At 68.7% G+C, this 26,839-nt stretch carries 23 protein-coding genes and 1 pseudogene; 11 read left to right on the top strand and 13 right to left on the bottom strand.

The genetic code is table 11. The annotated features are described in order from the left end of the window. The first annotated feature begins 53 nt into the window (after positions 1–53). From MKK51_RS01920 to MKK51_RS01910, 3 genes are read left to right on the top strand one after another with little or no spacing between them, the layout of a single operon-like run. Complete coding sequence (locus MKK51_RS01920) at positions 54–1,292, top strand: MFS transporter (protein ID WP_243974644.1); 1,239 nt, start codon at positions 54–56, stop codon at positions 1,290–1,292. Beyond that, positions 1,289–2,014 carry a siderophore-iron reductase FhuF gene (fhuF, locus tag MKK51_RS01915; RefSeq protein ID WP_243974642.1) on the top strand — a complete coding sequence of 242 codons (726 nt, stop codon included), beginning with the start codon at positions 1,289–1,291 and terminating at the stop codon, positions 2,012–2,014. Before MKK51_RS01920 ends, fhuF begins: the two co-directional genes overlap by 4 nt. Further along, the gene (locus MKK51_RS01910; RefSeq protein ID WP_243974641.1) at positions 2,008–3,789 is read left to right on the top strand and encodes an ABC transporter ATP-binding protein; all 1,782 of its coding nucleotides are present in this window, start codon (positions 2,008–2,010) and stop codon (positions 3,787–3,789) included. Before fhuF ends, MKK51_RS01910 begins: the two co-directional genes overlap by 7 nt. A 206-nt stretch (positions 3,790–3,995) precedes the next feature. Here MKK51_RS01910 and mscL read toward each other — a convergent pair whose 3' ends face one another. From mscL to MKK51_RS01895, 3 genes are all read right to left on the bottom strand, one after another. Further along, a complete protein-coding gene (gene mscL / locus MKK51_RS01905) occupies positions 3,996–4,418 on the bottom strand; it encodes a large conductance mechanosensitive channel protein MscL (protein ID WP_243974640.1) in 423 nt (140 codons plus the stop codon). Positions 4,419–4,475: 57 nt separating this feature from the next. Further along, complete coding sequence (locus MKK51_RS01900) at positions 4,476–5,321, bottom strand: CDP-alcohol phosphatidyltransferase family protein (RefSeq protein WP_243974639.1); 846 nt, start codon at positions 5,319–5,321, stop codon at positions 4,476–4,478. 88 nt (positions 5,322–5,409) lie between these two features. Further along, the gene (locus tag MKK51_RS01895; protein WP_243974638.1) at positions 5,410–6,120 is read right to left on the bottom strand and encodes a phosphatidylserine decarboxylase; all 711 of its coding nucleotides are present in this window, start codon (positions 6,118–6,120) and stop codon (positions 5,410–5,412) included. A gap of 213 nt (positions 6,121–6,333) precedes the next feature. On the opposite strand from MKK51_RS01895, the gene MKK51_RS01890 reads away from it, so the two are divergent. After that, positions 6,334–6,498 carry a hypothetical protein gene (locus MKK51_RS01890; protein WP_243974637.1) on the top strand — a complete coding sequence of 55 codons (165 nt, stop codon included), beginning with the start codon at positions 6,334–6,336 and terminating at the stop codon, positions 6,496–6,498. Positions 6,499–6,530: 32 nt separating this feature from the next. On the opposite strand, the gene MKK51_RS01885 is transcribed toward MKK51_RS01890, so the two are convergent. Then, on the bottom strand, positions 6,531–7,433 hold the full coding sequence (locus MKK51_RS01885; RefSeq protein WP_243974636.1) for a pyridoxamine 5'-phosphate oxidase family protein: 903 nt from the start codon (positions 7,431–7,433) through the stop codon (positions 6,531–6,533). 110 nt (positions 7,434–7,543) lie between these two features. Continuing rightward, complete coding sequence (locus tag MKK51_RS01880; protein WP_243974635.1) at positions 7,544–8,158, bottom strand: glutathione S-transferase family protein; 615 nt, start codon at positions 8,156–8,158, stop codon at positions 7,544–7,546. A gap of 140 nt (positions 8,159–8,298) precedes the next feature. Here MKK51_RS01880 and MKK51_RS01875 point away from each other — a divergent pair, with 140 nt between their 5' ends. Then, positions 8,299–9,207: a LysR family transcriptional regulator gene (locus MKK51_RS01875; RefSeq protein WP_243974634.1), complete on the top strand. Its 909-nt coding sequence runs from the start codon at positions 8,299–8,301 to the stop codon at positions 9,205–9,207. Positions 9,208–9,261: 54 nt separating this feature from the next. Here MKK51_RS01875 and MKK51_RS01870 read toward each other — a convergent pair whose 3' ends face one another. Both MKK51_RS01870 and MKK51_RS01865 read right to left on the bottom strand, forming a co-directional pair. Further along, positions 9,262–10,083 carry an oxidoreductase gene (locus MKK51_RS01870; RefSeq protein WP_243974633.1) on the bottom strand — a complete coding sequence of 274 codons (822 nt, stop codon included), beginning with the start codon at positions 10,081–10,083 and terminating at the stop codon, positions 9,262–9,264. A 406-nt stretch (positions 10,084–10,489) separates the two neighbouring features. After that, a pseudogene (locus MKK51_RS01865) lies at positions 10,490–11,400 on the bottom strand (LysR family transcriptional regulator). Between the two features lie 125 nt (positions 11,401–11,525). Here MKK51_RS01865 and MKK51_RS01860 point away from each other — a divergent pair. After that, on the top strand, positions 11,526–12,389 hold the full coding sequence (locus MKK51_RS01860; RefSeq protein ID WP_243974631.1) for an NAD(P)H-binding protein: 864 nt from the start codon (positions 11,526–11,528) through the stop codon (positions 12,387–12,389). Positions 12,390–12,550: 161 nt separating this feature from the next. Further along, on the top strand, positions 12,551–13,324 hold the full coding sequence (locus tag MKK51_RS01855) for an SDR family NAD(P)-dependent oxidoreductase (protein ID WP_243974629.1): 774 nt from the start codon (positions 12,551–12,553) through the stop codon (positions 13,322–13,324). Between the two features lie 302 nt (positions 13,325–13,626). On the opposite strand, the gene MKK51_RS01850 is transcribed toward MKK51_RS01855, so the two are convergent. Both MKK51_RS01850 and MKK51_RS01845 read right to left on the bottom strand, forming a co-directional pair. Then, positions 13,627–13,893 (bottom strand): DUF6894 family protein, encoded by a 267-nt coding sequence (locus tag MKK51_RS01850; RefSeq protein ID WP_243974627.1) that lies wholly within the window; start codon positions 13,891–13,893, stop codon positions 13,627–13,629. Further along, positions 13,893–14,606 carry a Crp/Fnr family transcriptional regulator gene (locus tag MKK51_RS01845; protein ID WP_243974625.1) on the bottom strand — a complete coding sequence of 238 codons (714 nt, stop codon included), beginning with the start codon at positions 14,604–14,606 and terminating at the stop codon, positions 13,893–13,895. Before MKK51_RS01845 ends, MKK51_RS01850 begins: the two co-directional genes overlap by 1 nt. Positions 14,607–14,915: 309 nt before the next feature. Here MKK51_RS01845 and MKK51_RS01840 point away from each other — a divergent pair, with 309 nt between their 5' ends. Next, positions 14,916–16,049 carry a helix-turn-helix domain-containing protein gene (locus MKK51_RS01840; protein ID WP_243974623.1) on the top strand — a complete coding sequence of 378 codons (1,134 nt, stop codon included), beginning with the start codon at positions 14,916–14,918 and terminating at the stop codon, positions 16,047–16,049. Further along, positions 16,046–16,291 carry a hypothetical protein gene (locus MKK51_RS01835; protein ID WP_243974622.1) on the top strand — a complete coding sequence of 82 codons (246 nt, stop codon included), beginning with the start codon at positions 16,046–16,048 and terminating at the stop codon, positions 16,289–16,291. The genes MKK51_RS01840 and MKK51_RS01835 overlap by 4 nt, the downstream gene beginning before the upstream one ends. 101 nt (positions 16,292–16,392) lie before the next feature. On the opposite strand, the gene MKK51_RS01830 is transcribed toward MKK51_RS01835, so the two are convergent. From MKK51_RS01830 to MKK51_RS01815, 4 genes are all read right to left on the bottom strand, one after another. After that, positions 16,393–18,204, bottom strand: a complete 1,812-nt coding sequence (locus tag MKK51_RS01830; protein ID WP_243974621.1) for a reverse transcriptase family protein — start codon at positions 18,202–18,204, stop codon at positions 16,393–16,395. A 316-nt stretch (positions 18,205–18,520) separates the two neighbouring features. After that, positions 18,521–20,185 (bottom strand): SWIM zinc finger family protein, encoded by a 1,665-nt coding sequence (locus tag MKK51_RS01825; RefSeq protein ID WP_243974620.1) that lies wholly within the window; start codon positions 20,183–20,185, stop codon positions 18,521–18,523. Beyond that, entirely contained in the window at positions 20,182–23,325 is a 3,144-nt protein-coding gene (locus MKK51_RS01820; RefSeq protein WP_243974619.1) for a hypothetical protein, read from the bottom strand. Before MKK51_RS01820 ends, MKK51_RS01825 begins: the two co-directional genes overlap by 4 nt. A gap of 203 nt (positions 23,326–23,528) precedes the next feature. Beyond that, complete coding sequence (locus tag MKK51_RS01815) at positions 23,529–24,494, bottom strand: hypothetical protein (protein WP_243974618.1); 966 nt, start codon at positions 24,492–24,494, stop codon at positions 23,529–23,531. 552 nt (positions 24,495–25,046) lie between these two features. Between MKK51_RS01815 and MKK51_RS27485 the strand changes: the two genes are divergently transcribed. Together MKK51_RS27485 and MKK51_RS01810 are read left to right on the top strand one after the other, a co-directional pair. Next, complete coding sequence (locus MKK51_RS27485; RefSeq protein WP_409565593.1) at positions 25,047–26,342, top strand: tyrosine-type recombinase/integrase; 1,296 nt, start codon at positions 25,047–25,049, stop codon at positions 26,340–26,342. A 114-nt stretch (positions 26,343–26,456) separates the two neighbouring features. Continuing rightward, positions 26,457–26,837: a hypothetical protein gene (locus MKK51_RS01810; RefSeq protein WP_243974617.1), complete on the top strand. Its 381-nt coding sequence runs from the start codon at positions 26,457–26,459 to the stop codon at positions 26,835–26,837. Positions 26,838–26,839: the final 2 nt, after the last annotated feature.

Raw genomic sequence — 26,839 nt, 5'->3', positions numbered from 1 at the left:
CCAGGGACGACACCCGTTCGTGGCAGGCTGCTGGACCGGGCGGCCCAAACCGCATGAGCGGCATCCGGTTCGAGGGGCCATCCCGACTGTTGCACCGGGCGAAGCCCCTGCTGCCGTTCTTCAGCCTCTACATCACCTTCGGGACCACGCTCGGCTTCCTGTCCAGCGGCGCCCCGCTGATCCTGCGGGCACGCGGCGTCGAACTCGCCGAGATCGGCCTGCTGCAGCTTATCAACCTGCCGGTCGGTCTGACCTTTCTCTGGGCCGTCGCCATCGACAGGCTGCGCCTGCCCGGCCTCCCGCATCGCATCGGCTGGATCGCGCTGATGCAGGGCGCGACCATCGCCCTGCTTCTGCTCCTGAGCCGGGGGGAGACGTGGCCCCTCGGCCTGCTCCTCGGTCTCGCGGTGGCGACTTGTTTCTGCGTCGCCACCATGGACATCGCCCTCGAAGCCCTGGTGGTCGAGACGGTGCCCGCCGACCGGCGGCCCTTCGTGGCCTCAGCCAAACTTTCCGGCGCGTCGCTGGGCGGCATCGCCGGCGCGGGCCTGCTGATCGGATACTACGACACGATCGGCTGGCAGGCCGCCGTGCTGGGCATCGCTGGCCTCAACCTCCTCTGCCTGCTGCCGATGCTGCGCTACCCGGAGGTCCGGCTTCGCCGCGGCGCCGCTCCGGCGGAACGCGTGACGGCCCCCTTCGAACGCTTGCGCCGCCTGGCGCCGCGCATCCTGGTCCTAGGCCTTTATTTCGCGGCCATGTTCGCTCTCTCGGGCCTGAACAATCTTGCCCTGCTGGATCTTGGGATGCCGTTGCGGGAGGTCGGATTCGTCACTGGTTCTCTCTCGCCGGTCATCAACCTCGTCATGGCCCTGGTCTCGGGCATCCTCGAGCGACGGGTCGGGACCCTGCGACTCATCACGGTCTCTGCGCTGGGCGTGGTCGCCGGCGGCGGGTTGATGATCGCCGGCGCCGCCACCGGTTCGGCCCCTCTCGCGATCGCGGCGACGATCCTCGGCATCGTCAGCGGCGGAGGCCTCGGAGTGCCGGTGTTCAACATGATCTATCGCTGGGCGCAGGGGCCTCGTCCCGCCACCGATTACGCGCTCCTGTTCGGGGCGGCGTTCTTTGCCGCGATGCCGCTGCGGGTCGCCGCGCCGGCGCTCGCGGCGCATATCGGCTGGCCGGCCTACTTCACCGCCGCGATCCTGTTCTACGCCGTCGCCTTCGCTGCCCTGCGGTCGACGATCCGCCGGACCGTTGATGCCGATCGGGTCGCGGGGCGCGCATGATCGATCAACTCGCCGGGCTGGTTCCGCCGTCGCTGTCGGCCTTCGGCAGCCGGATCGCCACGGCTCCGTCCCGATCCGAGGCAAGGCCGCTCTCGATCCTCACCAGCAAGGCGAGGTTCGACGAGGTGGTGGACGGGTTCGGCAGGAGCCTCCACACGGCATCAGACAACGGCTTCGAGACCGCCGACCGTCGCGCCCTGGTCTCGCTCTGGACCCAGTACTACCTCCCCGCCCTGATCATCCCCTACTTCACCGCGCTCAGCCGCCTCGGCCGTGCCCTGCCGATCGGTTTCGACCGGATCGGCTTCGAACTCGACGAGAGCGGCATCGTCTCCCGCTTCATCGTGGCGGAGGAGGACGACCGGCACGGGGGCGCGGAGCCCGGCCTCGATCCCCTGATCGAGGGCCACCTGCGGCCGTTCTTCGACCTGTGCCAGACCCATTACGGTCTGTCCCGGCATGTTCTCTGGTGCAATGCCGGTGTCACCGCCGATTTCGCCTTGCGCGAGTTGAGCCGCGACGCGGTGCCTGCCTTCACGCGGGCCGAAGCGTGCCTCGGCCGTTGCGGAAGCGATGCGTTCGGCCGCTGCCCGCTGGCGCAGGCCTTCCGAGGCGGCGAGGAGCGGCGGCGACGGGTTTGCTGTATGCGCTACCGCATACCGGGCGTCCCCTCCTGCGGCGCCCTCTGCCCCGTCGATCACCTCGCGAAAGCACCATGCTGAAGGACTTCCTCGCCTATTATCGCCCGCACCGGACCCTGTTCCTCGTCGATTTCGGCTGCGCCGTCCTGTCGGGCCTGCTCGAACTCGGCTTCCCCATGGCCGTGAAGGCCTTCGTCGATGTGCTGCTGCCACGCCAGGACTGGCAGTTGATCGTGCTCGCCGCCCTCGGCCTCGGCATCGTCTATCTCGCCAATGCCGGTCTCATGGTGGTGGTGACCTATTGGGGGCACGTTCTCGGCATCAATATCGAGACCGAGATGCGCCGGCGTGCCTTCGACCATCTGCAGAAGCTGTCGTTCCGCTACTTCGACAACCAGAAGACCGGCCACCTCGTCGCCCGCGTCACCAAGGACCTGGAGGAGATCGGCGAAGTCGCCCATCACGGACCGGAGGACCTCTTCATCGCGGTGATGACGCTCATCGGCGCCTTCGCGCTGATGGTCTACGTCCACCCGCCCCTGGCCTTCCTGACCGCCGCCATTCTGCCGGTGATCGCCTTCGTCACCCTCCGCTACGGCGGCCGGATGACACGCAACTGGCAGACGCAATATGGCCGGGTCGCGGCCTTCAACGCGCGCATCGAGGAGAATGTCGGCGGCATCCGCGTGGTGCAGGCCTTCGCCAACGAGCCGCACGAGCGACGCCTGTTCGCCTCCGACAACCGGAAATACCGCGAGACCAAGCTCGAAGCCTACCGGATCATGGCAGCCAGCCTGTCGATCAACTATCTCGGCATGCGGCTCGTGCAGATCGTCGTGCTGCTGGGCGGCGCGGCCTTCGTCGTGCGCGGCGAGCTCTCGCCCGGCGGGTTCATCGGGTTCCTGCTGCTGGTGGGCGTCTTCTACAGGCCCCTCGAGAAGATCGGCGCCGTGGTCGAGACCTACCCGAAGGGAGTCGCGGGCTTCCGGCGCTACGCCGAGTTGCTCGCCACCGAACCCGACATCGTCGACCGCCCCGGTGCCGTCTCGGTGCCGGCGCTGAAGGGGGACATCCGCTTCGAAGACGTGAGCTTCGGCTACACCGCCGGCCGGCCCGTCCTGTCCGGGCTCGATCTCGCCATCGCCGCCGGGGAGACCGTCGCCTTCGTGGGCCCGTCCGGGGCCGGCAAGACGACGTTGTGCTCGCTCATTCCGCGCTTCTACGAGGTGGAGAGCGGGCGCATCACCATCGACGGCATCGACATTCGGGACCTGACCCTCGCCTCGCTGCGCCGGCAGATCGGGATCGTCCAGCAGGACGTCTTCCTGTTCGCGGGCACGATCCGCGAGAACATCGCCTATGGCCGCCTCGATGCCACCGAGGCGGAGATCGCGCAGGCCGCGGAGCGGGCCAAGCTCTCCGCGCTGATCGAGGGACTGCCGAACGGCCTCGACACCGTCGTCGGCGAACGCGGCGTCAAACTCTCGGGCGGCCAGAAGCAGCGCCTCGCCATCGCCCGTGTGTTTCTCAAGAACCCGCCGATCCTGATCCTCGACGAGGCCACCTCGGCCCTCGACAGCGAGACCGAACAAGCGATCCAGGGCTCCCTTGTGGAGCTTTCCGAGGGCCGCACCACCCTGGTCATCGCCCATCGCCTCGCCACCATCCGCCAGGCGGACCGCATCGTCGTTGTCGGCGCCGACGGCATCGTCGAGCAGGGACGCCACGAAGTGCTTCTCTCGGCGGACGGGGCTTACCGGCGCCTATACACCGCGCAGTTCGCCCAGACCGACAATGCGGAGGATCGCGTGCGGGTGGCCGCCCGGAACAGCGTCCTGGAGGGCGCTACGCCGTGATCCCAAAGGGCAGGCACGTCCTTCCGGATCGGCCTTGCCGTTCGCATGGCACCGCTCTCCCCGGTCATGGGCCTGAGAGGCCGGGATCGCTCACTCGCGATCCCGGCCGACCGTGGCGTCATCGAGTGGTACACAGACGTGTCTGAGCCATCACCCAGACGCGCACGCATCACGCCCCGCGTGAATCCTCAGTCCGCGTCGGTGCACTAAACCCTGGGTTTGGCCGCCAGGATATCGCGGATCTCCCCCAGCAGCTTCACGTCCGGCGGGGTTTCGGGAAGGGGCTTCGCCTCCTCCTGGGTCTGAAGCTTGTTCATGGCCCGGATGACGAGGAACAGCACGAAGGCGACGATCATGAAATTGAGCGCCACGGTGATGAACTGCCCGTAGCCGATCACCGCGCCCTGCTTCTTGGCATCGGCATAGGCCGCCCCCTTCTGCACGCTCGACGAGAGCGCGATGTAATAGTTCGAGAAGTCGAGGCCGCCCGTGATCGCGCCGATGATCGGCATGAACACGTCCTGGACGGCCGAGGTGACGATGGAGCCGAAGGCGGCGCCGATGATCACGCCCACCGCCAGATCGACGACGTTGCCGCGCAGCGCGAATTTCTTGAATTCTTCCAGCACCGTCGCCTCCCAAGCATGCGCCCATCGGGCCGCACGCAGTGAGGTTAGGCGAGGTGATCAGCTTTCGACAGGCGCCGGTTCGATCTGTCCACGGCCGGTTGCATCGAGACGCTCCTCGAGCTTCGCCCGGCGCCGGTACTGCGCCGCCCCGATGGGCAGGGTGACGAGGTAGCCGCCCGCCATCACCACCATGGCCTCGAACGGGTAGCTGATGAACAGGCCGAAGGCCGCGACCACCACGAGGAAGATCGGCAGGACCCATTCGCGGGGCACGCGCTTGCCCATGGTCTTACCGGAGAAGGTCGGCACGGTGGAGACCACGAGGAGGGCGATGCAGAGCGTATAGCCGAGCACCACCGGGGCGGCCCAGCGCTCGATCGGCAGGCCGAGGAAGTGGAGATAAAGCGGCAGCATCGCGGTCAAGGCGCCGGCCGGCGCCGGCATGCCGACGAAGAAGTCCTTCTTCCAGGCGGGCCGGTTGGGATCGTCGAGCATCGCGTTGAAGCGGGCGAGACGCAGGGCCATGGCGATGGCGAAGATGAGGGCGACGATCCAGCCCAGCGAGCGCAGCTCCTTCAGGGCGAAGCCGTAGAGGATGAGCGCCGGGGCGCAGCCGAAATTGACGAAATCGGCGAGGGAATCGAGCTCGGCCCCGAAACGCGACGTCCCCTTGAGCATCCGGGCGACACGCCCGTCGATCCCGTCGAGGAAGGCGGCCGCGACGATGGCGATCACGGCGGGCTCGAACTTGCCCTCGAATGCGAGACGGATCGCGGTCAGCCCGAGGCAGACCGCCATCAGGGTGATCATATTGGGCGCGATCATCCGGAACGGCACCGCCTTGAAGCGGCGCGGCTTCGGCTCGTTGGCATCCGGCTCGAAGGGCGGAAAGAGATCGTCCATGACGCGCCTTTTCAGAAAGACGGGCGAACGGGCCTGAGGGGCACCGACCGCGAAGGATCGCGGCCCCGCCGGGCGGGGCCGAGCGAGGTCAGATGCGGCGGAAGCTGCGCTCGGGCCCGCCGCCGAGATCGGCGAGCACGGTCTCGCCCGCCACCGCCTTCTGGCCGAGGCCGACCAGCACGCGGGTGCCCACCGGCAGGTAGACGTCGACGCGCGAGCCGAAGCGGATCAGGCCGAAGCGCTCGCCCACATTCAGGGTATCGTTCGCCCGGACCCAGCCGACGATGCGGCGGGCCACCAATCCGGCGATCTGCACGACGCCGACGCGCAGGGGGGTGCCGCGATGGGTGGTCTCGATGACGAGGCCGTTGCGCTCGTTGTCGTCGCTGGCCTTGTCGAGTTCCGCATTGAGGAACAGGCCGGGCGTGTAGACGATCTGGCCGATCTTGCCGGTCACGGGGACGCGGTTCACGTGGCAGTCGAACACGTTCATGAAGACCGAGATCCGCGTCATCGGCTCCTGCGGCAGGTCGAGCTCGGGCGGCGGCAGCACGGTGGAGATCAGGTTCACCCGGCCGTCGGCCGGCGAGACCACGAGACCATCCGCCACCGGGGTGACCCGCTCGGGATCGCGGAAGAAGTAGCAGACCCACAGGGTGAGGATCAGGAAGATCCAGCCGGCGAACTGCGCGAAATAGCCGAACAGCACGGTCAGCACGATGCCGATCAGGATGAAGGGGTAGCCCTCCTTGTGGATCGGCACGAGGGTTCTGCGGATCGTCTCAAGCAGATCGGACATGAAGATTCGGTACTCCTGCGGACCGAGGGATCGGCCGCGCCCGCAATGCGGCCGGGTTGGCAGTCCCGACGGCCGGCGTCAACTCTCGCAGCGGATCGGCGGCCCCCGCCCGGCCTCCCCGGCGCCGGGCGGGCCTTTACGCATCCGGCTTGAAGATGCCTTAAGCACCGCGTCGCTAGACTGGGAGAAGAAAGAGCGGAAAGCGGGGATCGGATGCTGGATCGGGCGCTGATGCATGTGCGAGCGGCGATCGCCCTGCGGGACTGTGCCGCGAGCGCGCCTTCGGATGTCGTACGCCACCTCCTGATGAAGGTGGCGGCGATCCACGAGGCCCGGGCCCGCAAGGTGCTCCGCGCGAGCCAGGCCCGTCGTCGCTGAAGCGAGCCCGGCGCCGGCGCCGGGGCTCCTCGTCACCGGGGCGGCACGGCGCCTGCGCGTCGGACGAAGGTCCGGGGTGCGAAACGCCAGAGCCGCTCGGCGCCCGGGACGTGCGCGATTTCGGGGGAATCGAGGAGCAGTTCCGCCCGGCCGGTCATCTGCAGCAGATCACCGGTAGTAAAATCGATGACGAGGAGCCCGGCGCGGGGATTTACGCGGATGTTCCCCAGTGTATTGAAGAAGCGATTTCCGGAATAATCCGGGATCGTGAGCACGTCGTCCTCGCCGATCCGCACGAAGCCTTGCGCGCCGCCGCGATGCGAGACGTCGACCTGCCGGTCCCCCTCCTCCCCGTCGGCGTAGGTGGCGACGAAGACCGTATCGGCGTCCGTGATGAGCGCGCGGGCGCGCTCGTCGAGGCGATGGCCGGTCTCGCGGGCCGCCGCGACGGGACCCAGTAAACGCTCCGCCCCCTGCCGGACGCGGATGTATTGCGGGCAATTGCCGAAGCTTTGCTGGACCCGGACAGAGAAACCGTCGCCCCCCTCACGCCGGATGGTGCCGTTCAGGCGATTGCGCCGCCGGGTCGCCGGATCGATCCCGAGCAGGCCCACAGCCGATCCCTCCGTGAGGCCCGCCTCGGCGGGATCGCCGGGGTCGGCGGCCGCCCGAACGCGCAGGCGGAAGGGGTCCGGCGCCTCAAGGAATCCCGGCTCGCCGACACGGAGCGTCGCCCAGACGTCGCCCTCCGGGTCCACCGCCCCGAGCACCACGAAGGGCAGATGCCGGAAGAAGTCGCGATGCTGCTCGATCATCCGATCGCGGATGATCCGGGGGCCGATCTCGGCCATGCGCGCGGCGACGCCGGCATGCTCCTGGATCGCGATCTCGCCCCGGTGCCAGGGCGAGGCGGGGTGCGGGTCGGATGACGACATGGGGGATCTCCGGTGACAGGTTTTCGTCTCAGGGTGCCTCCCGAGACTCCCGGTCCCGGTCGTTTCTCACTCGGAGCACGACAGGGCGGCGGGAATTTTGTGAGAGACACTCAGGCCGCGCGCAGGCCGGCCGCCGTCGTGGGTAGGGCCACGAAGCCGGGCAGCGCCTCGATCCGGCCGAGCCAAGCCCGGATCGCGGCATAGGGGGCGAGGTCGACATTCCCCTCCGGTGCCGCTGCGACGTAGCTGTAGAGGGCCACGTCCGCGATGGTCGGGTGGTCGGCGGCGATCCAGGCGCGGCCGCCGAGTTCCGCCTCGATGCGGCCGAGGATCTGATGCGCCCGGGCGATCACCTCGCCGGCGTCGAAGGGAGCGCCGAAGACGGTGACCAGACGGGCGGCAGCGGGGCCGAAGGCGATCGGCCCGGCCGCCACCGAGAGCCAGCGCTGCACCCGCGCCGCGCCGCAAGCCTCCTCGGGCAGCCAATCCGTGCGTCCGAGCGTCTTGGCCACATAGACCAGGATGGCGTTCGAATCCGGAACCACCACGTCGCCGTCCACGAGCACCGGCACCTGTCCGAAGGGGTTCAGGGCGAGGAAGTCCGGCGTCCTGTGCGCGCCGGCGGCGAGATCGACCTCCACGATTTCGTAACGCGCCCCGACCAGGGACAGGAACAGGCGGGCCCGGTGCGCATGCCCGGACAGGGCCGTGTGGAACAGCTTCATGACGTGTCTCCCCGACGGCCGGACGAGGTGCGCCGGCCACGGACACATCAGAGACCCTTGCCCGGAATGCGTGAACCGGCATTCTTCGCAAGCGACTGTTCCGATTCTCGGAATAATCAGCGGGTATGGTGGAGGCCGGCATGGATCGGTGGCAGGCGATGCGGGTCTTCGTGCGGGTGGCGGAAAGCGGGGGATTCGCCGCCGCGGCGCGCCAGTTGCACATGAGCCCGCCCGCCGTGACCCGTGCGGTGGCCGCCCTGGAGAACCGGATCGGAACCCGGCTGCTGACGCGGACCACGCGCTCGCTGATGCTCACCGAGGCGGGCGGACGCTACCTGGAGGATTGCCGCCGCATCCTCGCGGACATGGAAGAGGCGGAAGCACTCGCCGCCGGCGCCTACGCGACACCTTCCGGAACCTTGACGATCACCGCCCCGGTCCAGTTCGGCCGGCTTTACGTCTTGCCTGCCATCACGGATTTTCTTGCGCTCTACCCGGCCGTCAGCGTGCGCGCGCTGTTCCTCGACCGGGTGGTCAACCTGATCGAGGAGGGCGCCGATGTGGGAATCCGCATCGGGCACCTGGCCGATTCCGGGCTCGTCGCGGTCCGGGTCGGCACCGTCCGCAGGGTTCTGTGCGCCGCGCCGGACTATCTCGACCGGCACGGGACACCGGACTCCATGGGGGATTTGCACCGCCATGCGACCATCGGTTCGACCGCCACGGGACCGCCCTTCGACCGCCATTCCCCGGCCGATGGGCCGACGCGTGGCGCCACGCCATCACGGTTGGTCTGCAACACCATCGACGGGGTCCTGGCGGCCGCCCTCGCCGGCCAGGGGATCGCGCGTCTGCTGTCCTATCAGGTGGCGCCCTCGGTGGCCGAGGGCCGGCTCAGGCTGGTCCTCGACGATCCGGACGCGGTGCCCGTCCCGGTCCACATCGTGAGCCTGGAGGGCCGGCGCGCGCCGGCGAAGGTCCGCGCCTTCATCGATCTGGCGGCCGCGAGGCTCCAGGCCGACCCGATGGTCAATCCCGGTCGGTCCTGAGAACCGGGCGGGACGCCCCCCCTCGCTCTGCCTCAGCGTCCGGTGCGCGGAGGGTCAGGAGACCGGGGGAAGACGCATCTGCTTGCGGTAGCTCTTGTCGAACTGCTTGGCCGGCACGAAACGGCGCAGGAGGCTGGCCTGCCGCGCCATCGATCCGGCGGTGTAGCGCAGATGGGGCGCCGCCGCTGTGGCGGCTTTCACGACCACCTTGGCGACGATCTCGGGCGCGTCGGCCGTGGCCATGACCTCACGCGTGAAGCGCTCCCGGCCCGCGCGATCGGAATCATAGAGGCTCAACGGCGCATCGGGGGAGACCAGGTTCGCATCGAAGGCCGTGCGCGTATAGGCGGGCTCCACCAGGACGACGCGGATCCCCTGGCCGCGGACCTCGTGGTCCAGGGATTCCGAATAGCCCTCCACCGCGTGCTTGCTCGCCGAATAGACGGCCATGTAGGGCGCCGGGACGAGCCCCAGGATGGAACTGATGTTGACGATGCGGCCGCCCGACTGCGCCCGCATCAGCGGGAGAACCGCCCGGGTCGTGCGGATGATTCCGAACAGGTTGACGTCGAAGAGGGCCTGCGCCTGTTCGACGGTGGATTCCTCCGCCGCGCCGCTGATGCCGAAGCCGGCATTGTTGACGAGAAGATCGATCCGCCCGGTCTCGCCGTGGACCGTCTTCACCAGGGCCTCGACGGAGGCGTCGTCGGTCACGTCGCAGGCCAGCATCGTGACGTCCCCGTCCCGCCCCCGAACGGGCCTGCGGCTCGTGCCGTAGACCCGGTAGCCCGCTGCCGTCAGGGCTTTCGCCGTCGCCAATCCGATGCCGGACGCCGCTCCGGTGACGATGGCCGTCTTGATGTCCGTCTTGCCCACGACGCTCTCCCACGATGCGCCCCCTCGGGGGTCCGCTTCGCCTTATAAATTATATATATCATTTATAATTGCAAGAGGTATGGGAGATCCTCCCTGTCGGCAGTGGCGTGAGCCGTCTTCGAAGGGCCTCCGCCGAAGACGCCGGCAGGCGAGTGGTCGCCATCCGACGGCCGGTATCGTCCGCTCACGACCGAGGCCGTGTAAAAAAACGCGCCGCCGGCCGCTGCGAGCAGACGGATCGCCTACGAGAGGCCTTTCAGGTCGCGGCCAATGCCGTCAGACGTGCGATTTTCGCGACTCCATAGAACATTGAACTCCGGAGTCGCGGCGTTCCGGCGTTTTCACACAGCCTGGCCCCTTCTCGGACGGTCCCGATATTGGCTTCCGGAATAGGCGGCATAGCGCTTCAACATGCGTAGGGCCGCGCGATCGCCTCACAGAAGTCGAGGAAGGCCTCGACCTTGGCCGGCGACAGGCGCCGCGACGGCCGCACGGCGTGGAGCGGGAAGGTCTCGCCCGGCCAATCGGGGAACAGCTCGACCAATGCCCCGCTCGTGAGCAGACCTTCGACACCGAGGGCGAGGACCTGGGCGACGCCCGCGCCCGCCGCGCACGCGGCGACCATCGTATCGACGTCGGCGAACGTGAGCGGTCCCTGGGTCGTCACCGGCAACGTCTCCTCGGCGCGCAGGAACTCCCAGGCGAACGGGCGTCGCCGCTGAGGGTCGAGGAACTGGATGCAGTCGTGTCCGGAGAGATCGGCCGGGGTCGAGGGCCGCCCGCGCCGTTCGAGGTAGGTCGGCGCCGCCACGGTGAGGACGCGCGTGCGGAGCAGCAGCCGTGACGACAGCCCGGACGGCGGCTGCGGCCCGAAGCGGATCGCGACGTCCATACCCTCGGCGACGAGGTCGCCCGCGTCGGGCTGCTGGACGATGACAGTCGTCAGGTCGGGGAAGCGCGCGACGAACTCGGGCAGCCTCGGTGCCAGCACATGGCGGGAGAAGATCGGATTGACGCTCGCCCGCAGCGTGCCGCGGACGCTGCCGGCCGTTCCCGATGCAAGGTTCGCCGCCGCCTCGATCCCTCCAGGTGTGGGGCGGCGAGTTCGTAGAGCCGTGTGCCCTCGCTCGTGAGACTGAGGGAACGCGTCGTCCGGTCGAGCAGCCGCACTCCGATCCGGCTCTCCAACCGCGCGACGGCACGGCTGACACCGGACGCCGAGAGGCCCAGCGCCTCCGCAGCACGGGTGAAGCTGCCGCCCTCGACCACAGCCGCCAGCACGCTGATGCCGGCAAGGAGCCGTCCGTCGAAGGCCATGACGTGAATTCCGTGACTTCAGGCACAGATGAAGTGCGCCGCATGCCACTAACGCACGGATGGGCTTCAGGCCACCTTGGTATCGTGGCGGTCGAGCACCGGTCGCCCGAAGGGTGAGGTGAAGCATGTTCGTCGTTACGGGGAGCACCGGAAAGGTTGGCGGGATCGTCGCCGGGACGCTGTTGGAGGCCGGGTTGCCGGTGCGGGCCATCGTGCGCGACGCGGACAAGGGCGCGGCCTGGAAGGCGCGCGGATGCGCGGTCGCAGTCGTGCCCGACGCCACGGACGCCGAGGCGCTCGCGGCCGCCTTCGCGGGCGCGGCGGGCGTCTTCCTGATGAGCCCGCCGAACTACGATCAGGCGCCGGACCTCAAGGAGAGCCGCCGCGCCGCCGCGGCGGCCGCGCAGGCGATCGGCAAGGCGGCTCCGGGGCGCGTGGTGCTCCTCTCGACGGTCGGCGCTCAGGCCACCGCGTTCAACCTGCTGAACTGGGCGGGGTTCTACGAGACGGCGCTCGCCGACACCGGCCTCCCCGTCGCGATGCTGCGGGCCGCCTGGTTCATGGAGAACGCCGCCTGGGACCTACCCGCTGCGCGTGGAGGTCGCATCGGCAGCTACCTTCAGCCCGTCGACCGCGCCATCGAGATGGTGAGCACGCACGACGTCGGACGGACCGCCGCCGATCTCCTACGCGAGGACTGGACCGGGACCCGCAACATCGAGCTGTCGGGCCCCCGCACGTACAGCCCGAACGATGAGGCCGCGGGTTTCGCCGCGGCACTCGGACGGTTTGTCGAGGCGGTCGCGATCCCGCGCGGGACCTGGGAGGCACGCTTCCGCGCCGAGGGCATGCGCCATCCGGAAGCGCGCATCGCCATGCTCGATGGCTTCAACGAGGGCTGGATCGACTTCGCGTGCGAGGGCGCCGAGCATCGCACCGGCACCGTCACCTTCGAGGCGGTGCTGCGCCACATCGTCGAACGCGGTTGAACCGTCCGGTCTGATGGTCATGGCTTCGAGATCGACCTTCCCGACGCGGCGCGCGCCGATCGTGTCGGGTGCCGCCGCGACGGCGCCGTCCGCCACGGCGGCCGCCGCCCCGTCCTTAACCCGGGCCGACGGGACGGCCCGATGCCATCCGGGAAACGCCGATGTCGCGCATCTTCATCACCGGTTCGTCCGAGGGGCTCGGGCTCATGGCCGGTCGGCTCCTCGCCGAACAGGGGCACGAGGTCGTGCTCCACGCCCGCAACGCGACGCGCGCAGAGGATGCGCGCCGCGAATGGCCCGAGGCGAAAGCGGTCGTCGAGGGTGACGTCGCGACGCTCGCCGGCATGCGCGCGGTCGCCGACGGGGCCAACCGGCTCGGCGGCTTCGACGCCGTCATCCACAACATCGGCATCGGCTATCGCGAGGGTGAGCGCATCGAGACGGCGGACGGTCTTCCGCACGTCTTCGCGATCAACGTCATGGCGCCCTACGTGCTTACCGCGCTGATCGAGCGGCCGCGGCGGCTCGTCTATCTCTCGTCCGGTATGCACCAAGGCGTGCGCCCGGCTCTGGACGATCTGACCTGGACCAAGCGGCCCTGGGCCGGCGCGCAGGCCTACGCCGAGAGCAAGCTCTACGATACGGTGCTCGCCTTCGCGGTGGCGCGGCGCTGGCCGGGCGTTCTCGCGAACGCGCTCGAACCGGGCTGGGTGCCGACGCGGATGGGCGGTCCCGGCGCGCCCGACGATATGGACCAGGCCCACCGCACGCAGGTGTGGCTCGCGGCGAGCGACGACGCGGCGGCACGGGTCACCGGAGGCTACTTCCACCACCTTCGCCCGCGCGATCCGAACCCGGCCTCTCGCGACGAGGCCGTGCAGGAGGCGCTGCTCGAAGCCTGCGAGGCACTATCGGGCATCGCCCTGCCGGCCTGAGTGCGGACCAGGGCTCCGCCGATCCGGCCTCGGCACCGAGGCTCGCAACCCGCAATCGAAGGTCCGGTCTCGGGTCACAAAGTGACGTCCGCTCCCCACGCCGAGCAGCCCCTCCGGAAGCGACTCTTTGCGGAAGGCGGGAGCATCCGCTTGCGGGCGGCACGTCGGGGCGGAGATCGACGTCCCGGATGGGTGGCGGCGCGACTTTCCGTTCGCACGTAAAAAATCGAACGATCACATCCTCAGCGAAGACAATAGCCTTCCTCAGGAACGGCTGAAACGCTCTTCCCTGTCGAGCACGGCTAAAACGTGCCGTCGTCTCCATCGTCCGGAACCGTATCGGTGAAGGGAACCGTGAGCAATTGCCGGCAGTCTTCGTCCTCGATCTCATACGAACACACGAACCAGTCGCGAACGGCGTCCGTGCGCGATCGTGCGATCAGATCCCGCGCGGAATGCAAGGCATGCATGCGGACGGCATTGAGATCGGGAAGCTCGTCCCCTTCCGGATCGACCGACAGCTTGTCGGGACCGTGGCCATAGCGGAGGTTGAAGAAGTAGCGGGGCATCAGGCTCCCTCGATCAAACGGGCATATTCCGCCTCTGCGGCCCCGTAGCTGTCGCCGGCCAGCTGCTCCAGAAGTTCGCGGTTCGTCACCGTGATGCGCCCGCGTCGGCCGCGGATGCGGCCCGCCCCCTCCAGCACCTGAAGGGCGAGCGTGACCCCGGTGCGCTGCACGCCCAGCATCACGGCCAGGAACTCATGCTTGACCGGCAGATCGTCCCCGTCCACCCGGTCGTGGCACATGAGCAGCCATCGCGCCAGGCGCAGCTCCGTCGTGTAGGTGGCATTGACGTAGGCGGTTTGCCGGGCCTGGACGAACTCGGTCTGAACGTAGCGCAGGAGCAACGTGCGCAACGACGGGCTTTCTTCGACCGCCGCACACAAGGCCTCGGTCCCGATACGAAGCCCGTGACCGGCCACCTGCATGAAGTTGTCGTGCGGAATCCGGTCGTTGCCGAGAAGCACCGGTACGGCTCCCGACAACCCCTCCCAGCCCGCTAGACCGACTTCGACATGCCCCTCCGCGCCCTTCATCGTCGCAGAGGAGATCCCGCTTTCCAGGAAATAGAGATGCGGGACCGGAATATCAGGTTCGATCAGAGCGTACTTTATGGGAAGATCGACAAGTTGAAGATGCGGCTGTACAAGCGCAAAGTCGTCGGATGTCATTGCCTTTAACAAGCGATTGCGGACATCGGATTGTTGAACGCGAGCCATGGCTCTTGTCTCCCCAAAAGAGCAAGAGCGTAAATCGTCTCTTAGTCGCAGGCGCTCGGTAATCGTGCTGCAATAAGTATCTATAGGCCGAAATCAACGTCAGCACAAACTATTGTTTGCTAAATTTATTTATGTTCGATTTCGCACATTCCAATTGAGTCCGATTTCACACCGGACAACTTCGAAAGCAGGATAAGTATTTACTCTAACCGATAATCTGCGCCATTGGACTTGGCTGGTGCCGTTTTACGCTCAGCGAAGACCCTCCAGAAGGCGCTGGTATCGATGGGGCATAGCCCACTTACGATCATGCTCGTCGAAGACGACGCGCTGATTGCCCTTGATCTCGTCGATGCGCTCGAGGCCGCAGGTTACGAGGTGCTCGGTCCTTTCACGAAGACCTCCGAGGCCTTGCGTCTGCTTCAACAGAGGCCGCCCAGCCTCGCGATCCTGGATCCCCTCTTGCGGGAAGGATTCTGCGTGGACCTGGCTGGCGAGCTACGCCGACGCGGGGTGCCGTTCCTGGTCCACTCGAGCCTTCAGCAGGACGAGCCCCTTGCGAATGGTTTTCGCGGAGTGCCCTGGCTGATGAAGCCGGTCCTGCCCTCCGCCCTGATTCACGTCGTCAGGGAATTGGCTCGCTCGGTTGCGGCCTATGCGCGGGATCCGAGGGAGACCGATCTTATTCCGGCCCCGTGGGAGAGCATCCCGACGAGTGCTTCGAGCAACCCGTTCATACGCAAGCTGGAAGGGTTCGCAAGTTTGTCCGATGCGGATCGAGCCATGCTCGAACGGATCAGCGCCCATCCACGCACCGTCGCGCCGGCGACGACCCTCATCGAAGAGGGCGACGAACCGCGCGGCGTGTATCTCGTCATGAGCGGCATTGCGTGCCGTTACAAGCAGCGCGCCGACGGCACCCGTCAAATCACCGCCCTGCTCCTGCCCGGGGATACCTGCGACCTCGATGTCGCGCTCCTCGATGAATTGGATCACGCGATCACCACGCTGTCGACCTGCAGCGTGGTCCGCATCCCCTTTGCCGACATGCGAGATCTCGTCGGTCGCCATCCCACCATCGCGAAGGCTCTGCACATCAGCACCCTCGCGGACGAGGCGACGTTGCGGGAGTGGCTGGTGAATCTCGGATGTCGCTCCGCCATCGAGCGGATCGCCCATCTCTTCTGCGAGGTGCTCGTGAGACTACACGCGGTCGGCCTGGCAACGGAAGACACGTGTGAACTGCCGCTTACCCAGTCGCACATCGCCGACACGACGGGGGTGACGGCGGTCCATGTCAATCGCTCGCTCAAAGAACTGCGCCGGCGGGGCCTGATCGAGCTCCATGGCAGGACCCTGAAAATCCTCGACGGATCCGGTCTCAAGGCCCTCGGAGAGTTCAAGGCCAACTATCTGCACTTGAAAAACAGAGCCGTCGCATGACCCTGCGTCTTCAGCCTGTTCGGGTCGCTACCGACAGCGAAGACGCAGAAGGCCTGCTCGTGTTCGCTCGGGACAATCTCGTCGCCGTGCTCGTGCGCCTGTCGGACGACCAGAGCGACGATACCGGCAAGTGGTTTCTGGAGGCGGGGTTCGGACGGATCTACCGGTCGCGACCTCCCATTTTCTCCAGCTTGGATCGAGCACAGGAGTGGATTGCCGCTTCGCTTGCCGCCGAGAACTGAGGACGAGATATCCCGGGACGCCTCATCGCCCCGACCCAGGGATCGGGGTCACCGAGACCCGGTTCGAGGGGCGGTCGAAGGCCGGACCGCTGCCGAAATCCCTACCTCCGGCGTCGGCGGCGGAACCAGCGCCGGATCCCGATCACGAGGGCCGTGGCGAGCACGAGCAATCCGAGGACCGGATGCACGATGGCGCCGGCCTGGAACAGGACGAAGACGCCGAGCACCACCATCCAGGGCTTCAGCGGTGTCTCCTCCCCGACCTCACCGTCGGGCCGTGATCCGGTGCGCCGCATGTCGGCCACCGGCTCGGGGCGACGGCCGATGGAGGGCGGGCCGCTTCGGCCGGTCACGCGTCCGGCGGGCCGCTCCGCCTCCACCAGGATGGGATCGGGCTGCGGCAGCGGGCGTTCGGCCGGGCTCCACCAGCCCTCGCGCGGCGGCACGCCCCGCGCGGAGCGCTCGCGGAAGGCGGTGATCCGGGGCTGGGCCGGCTGCTGCGGCGCCCGGTGCGTCTCGGCCAGCCGCCGCGCCAGGGCGACGAGGGGAGACCCGGCCTCGGGCGTGACCATCCGGACGAAGCGGGCAAAGCCCAGGGCCGCGCCGAGCACCGCCTGCCCCTCGCTCCGGCCCCAGCGGCGGCCGGCGGGTCCATGCCGTTCGATGCCGTGCAACAGGGCGCGGAACCGGCGCAGGGTCTCGCGCGGCACCGCGACCCGCTCGTTCACCGTGAGCCCGGTGACTTCCTGGTGCCGGCCCCGCCGCATCACCCGCGTCTTGTCGGGATGGACGGTGAAGCCTTCCCCGGCGACGATCTCGTGCACGTATTTGAGGAGCGCGCCGACCTTGCCCGCCGCCTCGCCCGAGGCGGAGAAGGTCATGTCGTCGGCATAGCGCGTGTAGGTGAAGCCCAGCGACGCGGCGAGGCCGGTGAGGCGCGCGTCGAGGCGGGTGCAGACGAGGTTGGTGAGGGCCGGGCTCGTGGGCGCTCCCTGCGGCAGGCGGCGCGGCCCGCGCGCCGCGTAGAGGCGCTGCCCGTCGATCTCGACCTCGTCCACGTCCGGCTCGGTGCAGAGCAGGGCGAGCACGGTGGCCACCGGCTCGGCATAGCCGAGGCCCCGGAACTTGCCCTTGATCCGGCGGTAGTCGAGGGTCGGGAAGAAGTCCTTGAGATCGAGGTTGACCACCACGTCCCGCCCCACATGCAGGGCGGCGTTCGTCAGGATCGAGCGGCCGGGGACGAAGCCGTGGGCCGCGTCGTGGATGCCGGCATGAACCAGCACGGCATCGAGGATCCAGTATTGCGCCCGCTTGAGGCGGGGCATCGGCGCCGAGATGGCACGCAGGCCGCCTGCCTTCTTCGGGATGGTGAACCGCTGGTAATGGCTCACCGTGGCGAGCGCCCGGTCGTAGGCGAGGAAGCGGAGCTCGCCGAGGCCGATCCCCATGGCTTGCGCCACCGCAGCGGGACTCGCCAAGTCCGGCAGGCCGCCCGAGGGAGAGGGATGAGCGTCCCCCTGCGCCGACAATCCCGCCGAGACGCCCTCGCCGAGATACAGGATCTCCCGGTTCCGGCGCCCGTGCCAGGCGAGCGCGCGCTCGTGCCGGCCGCGCGCGCCGTTGAGCTTGGTCTCGCGCCGCCGGTCCAGGGCCGCCTTCTTCCGGCGCTTGTGCATCGCCTTGAGGGCGGCGTCCGGATTTTTCCAGAGCGCCGCGCTCCGGTGCAGGTCGTTCAATTCGCGGGCGAGCTCGCCCCGGCGGCGGATGACGTCCTCGGGCAGGTTCGGCTGATCCGTCCCGGCCGGCCAGTAGCCGAGCCGGATCATCTCTTCGAGGACGACCTCGTCCTTCGAGCTCTCGCGGATGCGGTCGTAGAGCTGCTGCCGGGTGAGCGAGCCGGGCTGGACGCTCATGGGCGGCTCGCCCGGACGGGAGGATGACTGAGGGACGCCGGCCGGAAAGCCTTCGTCAAGTCTCGGGACTGGTCCGGTCCACTCGATGCCGGCACGACCCCTACCGCGCGTTTGGGTTCAAGGAACCCGAACAGAAAGCGCGCGGTAGGGGTCTGTGCCGGCCCAGTGAAGAGCGGGCCAGTGACGCTTTGCCGGGCAGGGTGCAGGGACGGCGAAACGCCGCCCAGGTTGCAAGGTCCGCTCCGCCCGACGTCCCTCAGGTCCGAAGACTTAAGCCATGCGGCGGACGGCATCAATCGGTTCCGGACGCGGTTCCTCACGCCTGACTCCTCATCGGCTTGCCTTCGACCTGCGCGTGGACGATGCGGCGCAGGGCCAGCATGTGCTCGCAGGGGCCGCGCATCAGTCTGTTGCGGATGTAGAAACCGCAGGTGCAGTGACCGCCGACCATGCGGTCGTCCGCGTCGATCTCCACGGCGGTCGCCATGGCCCGGCCGTCGTCCAGCACCGAACCGGTGAGGCTGCGCCGGCCCTCGGCGCGGGTGATGGGGCCGAGGGTCACGAGCCCGGCGGCGACGAAACGGTCGGCCTTGGCCTCCTGCTCCGAGGCGAAGCGCAGGGCGCCCGCATCGAGCGGCTCCCGGGTGAGCTCGCGCAGGCGGAACACCCGCTTATCGAGGTCGAACATGACGCGGCCGGCCTGGACGTAGCCGCCGAGCGCGGCCTCCACCGTCGCCCGGTCGAGGCCGGTCTCGGCGGCCAGGGTCCCGGCATCGGCGAAGAGATGGCGGCCCAGCGCCGAAAAGACCCGCGCGGCGGTGCCCGCATCCACATCCGTGCGCGGGGCGAGGAGGTCGAACTGGCCGGCGCGGGACCAGTCGTTGGCGGTCCAGCCGGACAGGCCGAGGGTGAAGCGCAGACCCCCGTAATCCACCACCGCGAAGGAGGGCAGACCGGTGCCGAGGAGATGGAGGCGCACGGACCTGGCAAGCGGCAGGGCGCGGGCGAGGATTGCCAGCCGGCGCCGGCCCCAGACCCGGATCTCGGCGGCCGCCGATCCCCGGTAGATCGAGCGCCGGAAGGTCAGCCGCTCGTTCCAGGGTTCGATCAGCACGCTCACCGGCCGGTCCGGTTCGAGGAGGAAGCGCAGGGAGCGCGGGCCGTGCCGCTCCCGGCGGGCGGCGAGCCGGGTCAGGATCGCGTGCATGTCGACGGGGTGCAGATCGACCACGCAGGCGGGCTGCGCCATGGCGCTGGACACCTGGAGGAAGCCCCGCATCCAGGAATCCGGCAGCTCGATCTTGTCCTCGCGGTACTCCTCCGACCCGGTGGTCCGCACCGAGAAGCCGGTGGGGTCGATGGCGAGCTCGGTGTTCCGGTCGCTGCGGATCTTCTGGAACTCGTCGTAGAGGGCGTGGCTGTAATCGATGTTGGTGGTGCCGAAGGCCATCTCGCCCATGCGTTCGAACACGTCATGGTCGCAGGACAGGCGCCCGTAGGTGGATTCGTCGAGACTGAAACACTCGAAGAAGATCTCGTCGGGATGCACGGTGATGACCGGATCGAGGACGATCCAGGCGTCGAAATCCTCCTTGTAGAGGCGGTCGAAATAGCGCTGCCGCGCCTTGAAGAACGGCCGCATCACCGCCATCGACTCAACGTTGATCTCCGTGAGTTCGCGGCGCAGGGACTCGATCTCGGCCTCCAGCCCCTCCCGCCCGGCCAGCGCCTCGGCGAGAAGCTGCTGCTCGTTGGCCTTGAGCCAGGCGAAATAGGCGCTGCAGTCCTTCGGCTTGAAGCGCAGATCCGACACCACGACGTGGTGCAGGGCCGACATCGCCTCGCGGAACGGCAGGTGGCGGGCGACCCGGCCGTTGAAGAAGGTCGGATCGCGCAAGGTATCGGGCGCGAAGCCGAGCCGCGTGGTGCCCCCCTCCGTGACGGCGCGGCTCTCGCCGAGATAGCGGTGGACGACGTTCATCGGGCTCGCTCCGACAGGGATCCGGCGACGGGCCGCGCCGCGGAGGGCCGCCGGACGAGGGGCGTCCCGAGATCCGGATGGGCGTCGGCGATGTCGCGCAGGGCCAGGATCGCGGCGCTGCGGTCGCGGGCCGTGCCGCTCAGGGACAGGTCGGCGAAGAAGGGCAGCAAACGGTGCGCCCGCTCCCGGCTGCGCAGGGCCTCCCCCTTCAGGAAGGCGGCCATCCTGTCCTTGGCGGTCCGGCCCGTCAGCACCTGCAGCATGACGATGCGGGCGAGGGGCACCAGCCGCGCGAAGGCGTCCTCGCCGGCCACGGCCTCCGCCGTCAGTAGCTCGGTCACCAGGAGGTGCATCGAGGGCGAGGGATGTTCGAGGAGGCGCAGGATCTGGGCATCCGCCTCCCCCGGCCGCAGACGGCTGCGCAGGAGCCGGCGGGCGAAGGCCAGGACCTCCGGCTTGACGCTGTCGGTGACGACGGAAAGCGCCTCCGGCGTCCAGGCCTCCTCCGGCCAGGTCGCGAAATGGATCTCCGCGAAGGCGAGCGTCTCCGGCCAGTCGCTCTCGACGAGGAGGACGGCCTCGGCCGCCTCGGCCTGGAAGCGGGCCGGCTCGGCGAGATAGGCGGCCATCGCCCATTGCCGCACAGCGAGGTGCGAATGCCCGCCGAGCCGCGCGATCTGGCGCACGCTGAAGATGCCCGGCTCCCGCTCGGCCAGCACGATCGCCCCGAGGCGCTGCGCGCCCTTGGCCTGCGCCTGGAGGAGGCGCCACAGGGTGCCGGGATCCAGGGCGGCGAGTTCCCCGGGCATCGCCTCGCTCAGGAGCGCCACCGTGTCGGCGACGAACCGGTCGTCGGGCGCTGTGCGGAACAGGCTCGCAATGAAGGATTGCGCCAGGGGGCCGGCGCCGTCCGGATCGGCCTCGACGAGGCGCTTGACCAGGGGCCGCGCGGCCTTCCGCAGGACGGGCGAAGGCCCGCAGGCGAAGGCGCGGATGAGGTCCGCGTATCGGCCGAGGCGCGCGTCGTCGAGGCGTGCCAGGAGGCCGAGGGCGGCGTCCCGCACGTCCACGGAGTCCGATCCGATCAGGGCGTAGAACCGCTCGGCGGGCAGCCCGTCGGCATCGGTGCCGGACAGGGCCAGCAGCGCGACGCCCGCGGCCATCATCTCCGGTGCCGGATGCGCCATCAGCGCGGCGACGTCGTGCCCGGCCACCGGCATGTCGTGGGCCGGCCAGAGCAGCGGCAGGCCGGACCGCATGGCCCGGATCGACGCCACCGCATCCGCGTCGAGGACGGGCGGCATCGCCCGCAGCCACGCCACCAGCCGGTCCGCCAGAGGCCCGGCGACCTCGGCCGGGAGGCTGCGCCCGCGGGCGAGGGGGAGGAGCGCGGCCTCGACCTCCGGCGCGGGACTCGTGAGCAGCGCGAAGGCCAAGGCCGGGCTCGACCAGGGCAGCGCCGCCTCGGCCTCGATCCGCTGCAGGGCGAGCCTCCGCGCCTCTGGGAACCGGGCCTGGACGAGGACGGCGAGGAGGTCAGGATCGGCCCCGCCCCGGGCGAGCCGTTCCCGCGCGATTGCCAGGCCGAGGGCCGCGACGGCGGGGAGGGATGCGCCGAGCAGGCGACCGATCGCGGCGGCATCCAGACCGGCGCAGGCGGCGGTGTCCGCCCTCAGGACCCGAAGTCCCAGCATCGCCACGGGGTCGATCCGCCCCTCCGTGGCGAGACGCAGGGCGAGGTCGGGCCGCGCGCTCCAGAGGTCGGGGAAGGCCTCGTCCGGCGAGTCGAGGTCGGTGTCGGCACCGAGGAAGAACGTGGCCGAGCCCGAGCGCGGCCGTGCCTGCGGGGCATGACGGAACAGGAGATGGCTCGCCGCCCATTGGGTCGCGAGCGGTCCGCGCAGGCGAGGCTCGCGGCCCCAGGCGCCGTTCTCTTGACGCCGCCACAGGGTCGAGAGCGTGCGCGGACCGAGATCCTCCGGCCGAAGTCTCAGCAGCAGGCCGGCGGCCATCTCGGCGAAGGCCGGATCGCCGACCTCGCCGCGCTTGCGCAGGGCCCGCCAGATCCGGCGCTTGAGGTAGAGGGAGGTGGCCGAGGACAGGCCGATCCGCGCCTGCGGGCCGCTGCGCGCATCCCGCACCACGACGACCTGCCGCAGCTCGGACGAGTAGAAGGTCCTGTCGCCGGATTTGTACATCGCCTTCGCGGTCTCGAGCCGGAGGGCGGTGGCGCCGAAGAGGGCGGCATCGTCGGCCATCTCCGCATGTTTGAAGAGGCGGCGCAGGCCGATCAGGTAGGGCGGCCGGGCGGGCAAGAGCGGGAGCGCGGCGCAGAGGCCCGCATGCAGCGCGGCGTGGTCCTGCGCGCGGCGGCCCAGCGCCACCAGCGCCGGCCCGACGGCGAGGGGCTTGCCCCTGGCGAGGGCGGTCAGCGCCGCGACGAGGCCGGCCGCGTCGCCGGCGTCGGCCGGCCAGGCGATGGTGTCGGGCAGGTCCGCCTCCTCGCCCGAGGGGCGCCTCTGCGCGCCCATCAGCGGCGAGACCAGGGCGAAGCGGACGAGATCGCGGATCACGACGCTGCCCGTCTCGGCCGCCACGGCCTCGAGGATCGGTGCCGCCTTGCCCCCCACGGCGCGGGCGAGGGCCCAGACCAGGGCGTAGCTCGCCCCCGCCGGTCCCAATTCCCGCGCCAGGGCGACGAGGTCCGGCTCCGCTTGCGCGATCCGGAGCTGGCCGATGCGCCAGAGCAGGCGTTCCCGATCCTTCTCCGGCCACGGCGCGCGACGGGAGGAGGCCAGCCGCGCGAGAAGGACACCCTCGCGCCCCCCAACCGGGGGGCCGGCCTCGCGCGATCCCGCCTCGACCGCCGGTCCGGGGACGGCGGCCGGGTCGCTCCGGCGGTAGCCGCCGTTGACCTTCGCGACGACCACGCTGTCGAACACCTTCGCGGCGGCATCGGCGGTGATCGGCCGGCCCGTCTTCGATCCTTCGCGCAGGATCGCGCCACGCCGTCCGTAGCGGATATTGACGAGGAAGCGCTCGGGCGCGGCGACCGCGTCGTTCTCCACGAGGTCGACCTCGTAGACCTTGTCGGAGGCGCCGTCCTTCAAGTGGAGGCGCGCCGTGCGGACGACCCTCATGCACCCGCCCCGCGCCGGGCGTCGCTGCGATCCGCTGGTCTCTGCATCGTGGCTCCTCGCGAGACGGGGAAGAGGCGGCGACCGGCCCGGCGACGTGCGGCGTTCCGGTCGCAGGGATGTCTAGCCGCCGCGGGATCGCGGGGGCAACCCTCGCGGGCCCTGTGCGACCGATGCCCGGTCACCCTCCGCTTCGCCCCGGAGGCTCAGCGCGGAATCACCGAGGCGGCGACCCGCTCCACCCGCGCGAGGGCGTCCGGCCGGTCCGCGCCGGCGAGACCGATAACCCGCAGGTAGGTCTTGCCCTCGAAACGGATCGTCTGGCTCACCCCGGCCTTTCGGCCGGACCGCACGTCCTTGCCGGTGGCGCGCAGGCGGATGAGGACCGCGCCGCCGTCGGTGGTGCGGCTCTCGTCCGTGACCGCGATGTCCCGCACCTCGCGGAGGGTGCTCAGCGCCTTGCGGGCGAAGGCGCTCTGCTGGCCGGCGGCCACCGGGGCCTTGCCGAGGGAGGGCGCCACGATGACGAGGGTCTGGGTACCCTCGGGATCGACGTCCTTGGGACCGTCGGTGAGCAGGAGGGTGTTCCCCATCAGCGTGCGGACCGGGCGGAACCCGGCGAGATCCCCCACCGCATAGGGCATGGCCGCGATCTGGTCGGCGACGCTGCCGGGGGAGCGGAAGGCGATCGTGCCCAGCGCCGCCTCCACCGCCTGGTTCGGCACCTGCCCGCGGGCCGCCTCGGGAACCTGCACGGTGACGAGTCCGGTGCCGTCCCCGCCGCGCACCACCGCGACCCACTTGGTATAGGCGATCCCCCTGGCCGACTGGCTGCCGCGCAGGACACGGCCCTCGCCGCCGGCGACCGGCAGCGCCTCGGCCGCGCCCACGGCGGCAAAGCCGGTCGCGCGCAGGGAATCGGGGGTGAATTTGTCGGTGAGCTGACCGTAGGCCTCGGCCGGCATCGCCACGATGACGATGGAGGCGCCGGAGGGATGCTCGAAGCCGGCGAAGCTCTTGGCGGGCGTCATGCCCGCGGGCGGCACGAGGCCGATCGCACCGGCGGGCGGGAAGACCGCCTCGGCGGCGCGGGCCGGCAGAAGGGGGACGGAGAGGAGCCCGAGGAGGGCGAGCAGCCGGCCGGTGGCCCGGCGGAAGCGGGGAAGAACCATTCTGGACGCGTCTCTCGAGAAGGGGAACGTCAGCGGCGGCGGGGCCTGCCCGGTATCGGGTGCGCGGCCCGTGCCCTGTCTCGGGCGGCGGCAGCTTGGCCGGCGAGGGCGCGGGGCGTCAAGCCGCGGCGAGGGCTGCGTTGCGGGCGCATCGCAGGGCCTTATCGGCTCGCAGCGAGGTCGTGAGCGTTCGACCAGGCGATGGACGACGCCCGTCCGAGGGGATGCGCGGCACGACCTGCCGGACGGAGGAATCGGAGCGCCTCACCGGGCATACGAGCCGAACGCGTACACCGTCGCCTCGTTTCAACACGCTGGAAGCACTCAGGTTTCTGACGCCAAAGGCAAGGTCAGAAAAATGGTGCCCAGGGACGGAGTCGAACCGCCGACACTGCGATTTTCAGTCATGTAACCATGGACTGCACTGGACGTTCTGGGACCTGAGGGATCCTGCTAAGTCGCTGTCATTGTTGTAATATCAGTCTAGCGGTGTCCAAGGAGGTGCGCTACCATCAGCAACCTTTTGTGCCCCCCTTGTGCCCCCGGTTGAAAATGCAAAAGCCCCTTACTGACGTACTGGTTCGTGGTTTCTCCCCTCCACCATCCGGGCGTACCGAGCTGGGCGACACTCGGTGCAAAGGACTGGAGCTTCGTGTCACGTCAGGTGGCGCTAGATCGTGGTCTTTTCGCTTCCGTGACCCTCGGTCTGGCCGGGTCACTCGAGCCACGATAGGGTCGTACCCTGAAGTAAGCCTCGCAGACGCGCGGGAACGCGCCAACGGCCTGAGGCGCTCAGTTTCCGCAGGCGTCAACCCTGTGGTAGAAAAACGGCGTGAGCGAGAGGCATCTAAATCCAACACGTTTAGGGCACTAAGCGACCGCTATCTCAATGAGCACGCCCGACGCTTCAAGCGGTCAGCCCCGGCCGACCAGCGAAATCTCCGACTACATGTCCTGCCCAAATGGGCTGACCGACGATACGATGAGATCCAACGTCGCGATGTTATCGACCTTTGCGAAGGGATGGTGGCGGCGGGAACCGCAACTAACGCAAATCGTATCCAGGCGCTTATTAGTTCTGTTTATAGCTTCGCTGTTGATGCGGACCTGGTTGCTGCAAACCCGTGCGTGCGGCTTCGAAAGCGGGGGGCGGAGAACATCGGCCGGAGGGTACTTACAGACGAAGAGGTGGTGCTGTTTTGGCATGGAATCGTAAACCCACCGGTTTCTCGTCGTGTAGGGCTGGCTCTTCGGATCGCACTTCTCACGGGCGCTCGCGTGAGTGAGATCGCGCAGGCGGAGCGCGGAGAATTCTCCCACATCGACGATCCAGAACGAGCTGGATGGGTTCTGCCAACTGCGAGGTCTAAGAATGGTTGTGCGCACTTCACGCCACTTTCCGGGCTCGCCCGCGAAACCATCTCTGAGGCCATAAACTTAGCTGATAGCACTAGCCGTTTTCTGTTTCCCTCTCCGTCGGCGCGCAGTAAGCCGATATCGGGACACGTTCTCAGCGTCGCGATGCAACGTTTCGGTAGCAGCGTAGGGGCCGCATCGAAAGCTTCCCAAAGCTGGGCATCCGGACCGCCATCCCCCCATGATTTGCGTCGAACAGTGGCCACTCGTCTCGCAGCCCTTGGCTGTCCAAGTGAGGATGTGAGTGCAGTTCTAAACCACAAGCGACGCGATGTTACAGGCCGCCACTATGATCTTTATGATCGCGCGAAGGAAAAGCGGCGAGCGCTCAATTCGTGGTCCGACGCGCTCACGGAACTCGTCCACACAACTGATTCTCCATTATCAACAAGCGTCGGCAGCGGAGAGGACTACATCCTTACCGCCACTTGAGGATGCTAGTTGGCTGAGTTTTGAAGCTAACTCCAAATGGTTTCGGCAGCTAGCCCATGTTTCACCCACATTTCGAAATGAGTTGTAGTGGCTCGTATCGGACATTGATGGACGATGCAGCTACGCGTGCGCAAGGGTGTGGTCTTGCACACGCATCTCATTGGGCAGGGCTTCGGGCGGTTCGCGGCGAAGGCGAAGGACGACTACCTGTTCCTACGGCCGGGGCCGGACGGTGAGGTGCTGGGACCGCTTCAGGGCTTGAAGAACCGCTTGGCGGAGTTTGCGCGGGCTGTCGTGCCCGACCCGAGGGTTGCCCCGAACCATGCTTGGCGTCACCACTTCAAGACGATTGGCGGTGAAGCCGGAATGGGCGACCGGGTACTTGATGCGATCCAGGGGCACGCGCCGAGGACGGCCGGCGATGCCTACGGCGAGGTGACAGTGAAGGCGATGGCGGATGCGGTAGGCAGGTTGCCTCGCATTGAGATCGCGTAGGC

This window comes from Methylobacterium sp. E-045, from assembly GCF_022829685.1.
Lineage (GTDB): Bacteria > Pseudomonadota > Alphaproteobacteria > Rhizobiales > Beijerinckiaceae > Methylobacterium.
This window is presented reverse-complemented; position numbering and strand designations above follow the sequence as displayed.

Bases quoted from the DNA above. Each gene is read 5' to 3' on its own strand.
- MKK51_RS01820 (WP_243974619.1), bottom strand. From the start codon at position 23,325: ATGAGGGTCGTCCGCACGGCGCGCCTCCACTTGAAGGACGGCGCCTCC.
- MKK51_RS01810 (WP_243974617.1), top strand. From the start codon at position 26,457: ATGCAGCTACGCGTGCGCAAGGGTGTGGTCTTGCACACGCATCTCATT.
- MKK51_RS01830 (WP_243974621.1), bottom strand. From the start codon at position 18,204: ATGAGCGTCCAGCCCGGCTCGCTCACCCGGCAGCAGCTCTACGACCGC.
- MKK51_RS01850 (WP_243974627.1), bottom strand. From the start codon at position 13,893: ATGCCCCGCTACTTCTTCAACCTCCGCTATGGCCACGGTCCCGACAAG.
- MKK51_RS01910 (WP_243974641.1), top strand. From the start codon at position 2,008: ATGCTGAAGGACTTCCTCGCCTATTATCGCCCGCACCGGACCCTGTTC.
- MKK51_RS01895 (WP_243974638.1), bottom strand. From the start codon at position 6,120: ATGTCCGATCTGCTTGAGACGATCCGCAGAACCCTCGTGCCGATCCAC.
- fhuF (WP_243974642.1), top strand. From the start codon at position 1,289: ATGATCGATCAACTCGCCGGGCTGGTTCCGCCGTCGCTGTCGGCCTTC.
- MKK51_RS01885 (WP_243974636.1), bottom strand. From the start codon at position 7,433: ATGTCGTCATCCGACCCGCACCCCGCCTCGCCCTGGCACCGGGGCGAG.
- MKK51_RS01815 (WP_243974618.1), bottom strand. From the start codon at position 24,494: ATGGTTCTTCCCCGCTTCCGCCGGGCCACCGGCCGGCTGCTCGCCCTC.
- MKK51_RS01855 (WP_243974629.1), top strand. From the start codon at position 12,551: ATGTCGCGCATCTTCATCACCGGTTCGTCCGAGGGGCTCGGGCTCATG.
- MKK51_RS01835 (WP_243974622.1), top strand. From the start codon at position 16,046: ATGACCCTGCGTCTTCAGCCTGTTCGGGTCGCTACCGACAGCGAAGAC.
- MKK51_RS01890 (WP_243974637.1), top strand. From the start codon at position 6,334: ATGCTGGATCGGGCGCTGATGCATGTGCGAGCGGCGATCGCCCTGCGG.
- MKK51_RS01875 (WP_243974634.1), top strand. From the start codon at position 8,299: ATGGATCGGTGGCAGGCGATGCGGGTCTTCGTGCGGGTGGCGGAAAGC.
- MKK51_RS01825 (WP_243974620.1), bottom strand. From the start codon at position 20,185: ATGAACGTCGTCCACCGCTATCTCGGCGAGAGCCGCGCCGTCACGGAG.
- MKK51_RS27485 (WP_409565593.1), top strand. From the start codon at position 25,047: ATGCAAAAGCCCCTTACTGACGTACTGGTTCGTGGTTTCTCCCCTCCA.
- MKK51_RS01860 (WP_243974631.1), top strand. From the start codon at position 11,526: ATGTTCGTCGTTACGGGGAGCACCGGAAAGGTTGGCGGGATCGTCGCC.
- MKK51_RS01920 (WP_243974644.1), top strand. From the start codon at position 54: ATGAGCGGCATCCGGTTCGAGGGGCCATCCCGACTGTTGCACCGGGCG.
- MKK51_RS01880 (WP_243974635.1), bottom strand. From the start codon at position 8,158: ATGAAGCTGTTCCACACGGCCCTGTCCGGGCATGCGCACCGGGCCCGC.
- MKK51_RS01840 (WP_243974623.1), top strand. From the start codon at position 14,916: ATGCTCGTCGAAGACGACGCGCTGATTGCCCTTGATCTCGTCGATGCG.
- MKK51_RS01900 (WP_243974639.1), bottom strand. From the start codon at position 5,321: ATGGACGATCTCTTTCCGCCCTTCGAGCCGGATGCCAACGAGCCGAAG.
- MKK51_RS01845 (WP_243974625.1), bottom strand. From the start codon at position 14,606: ATGGCTCGCGTTCAACAATCCGATGTCCGCAATCGCTTGTTAAAGGCA.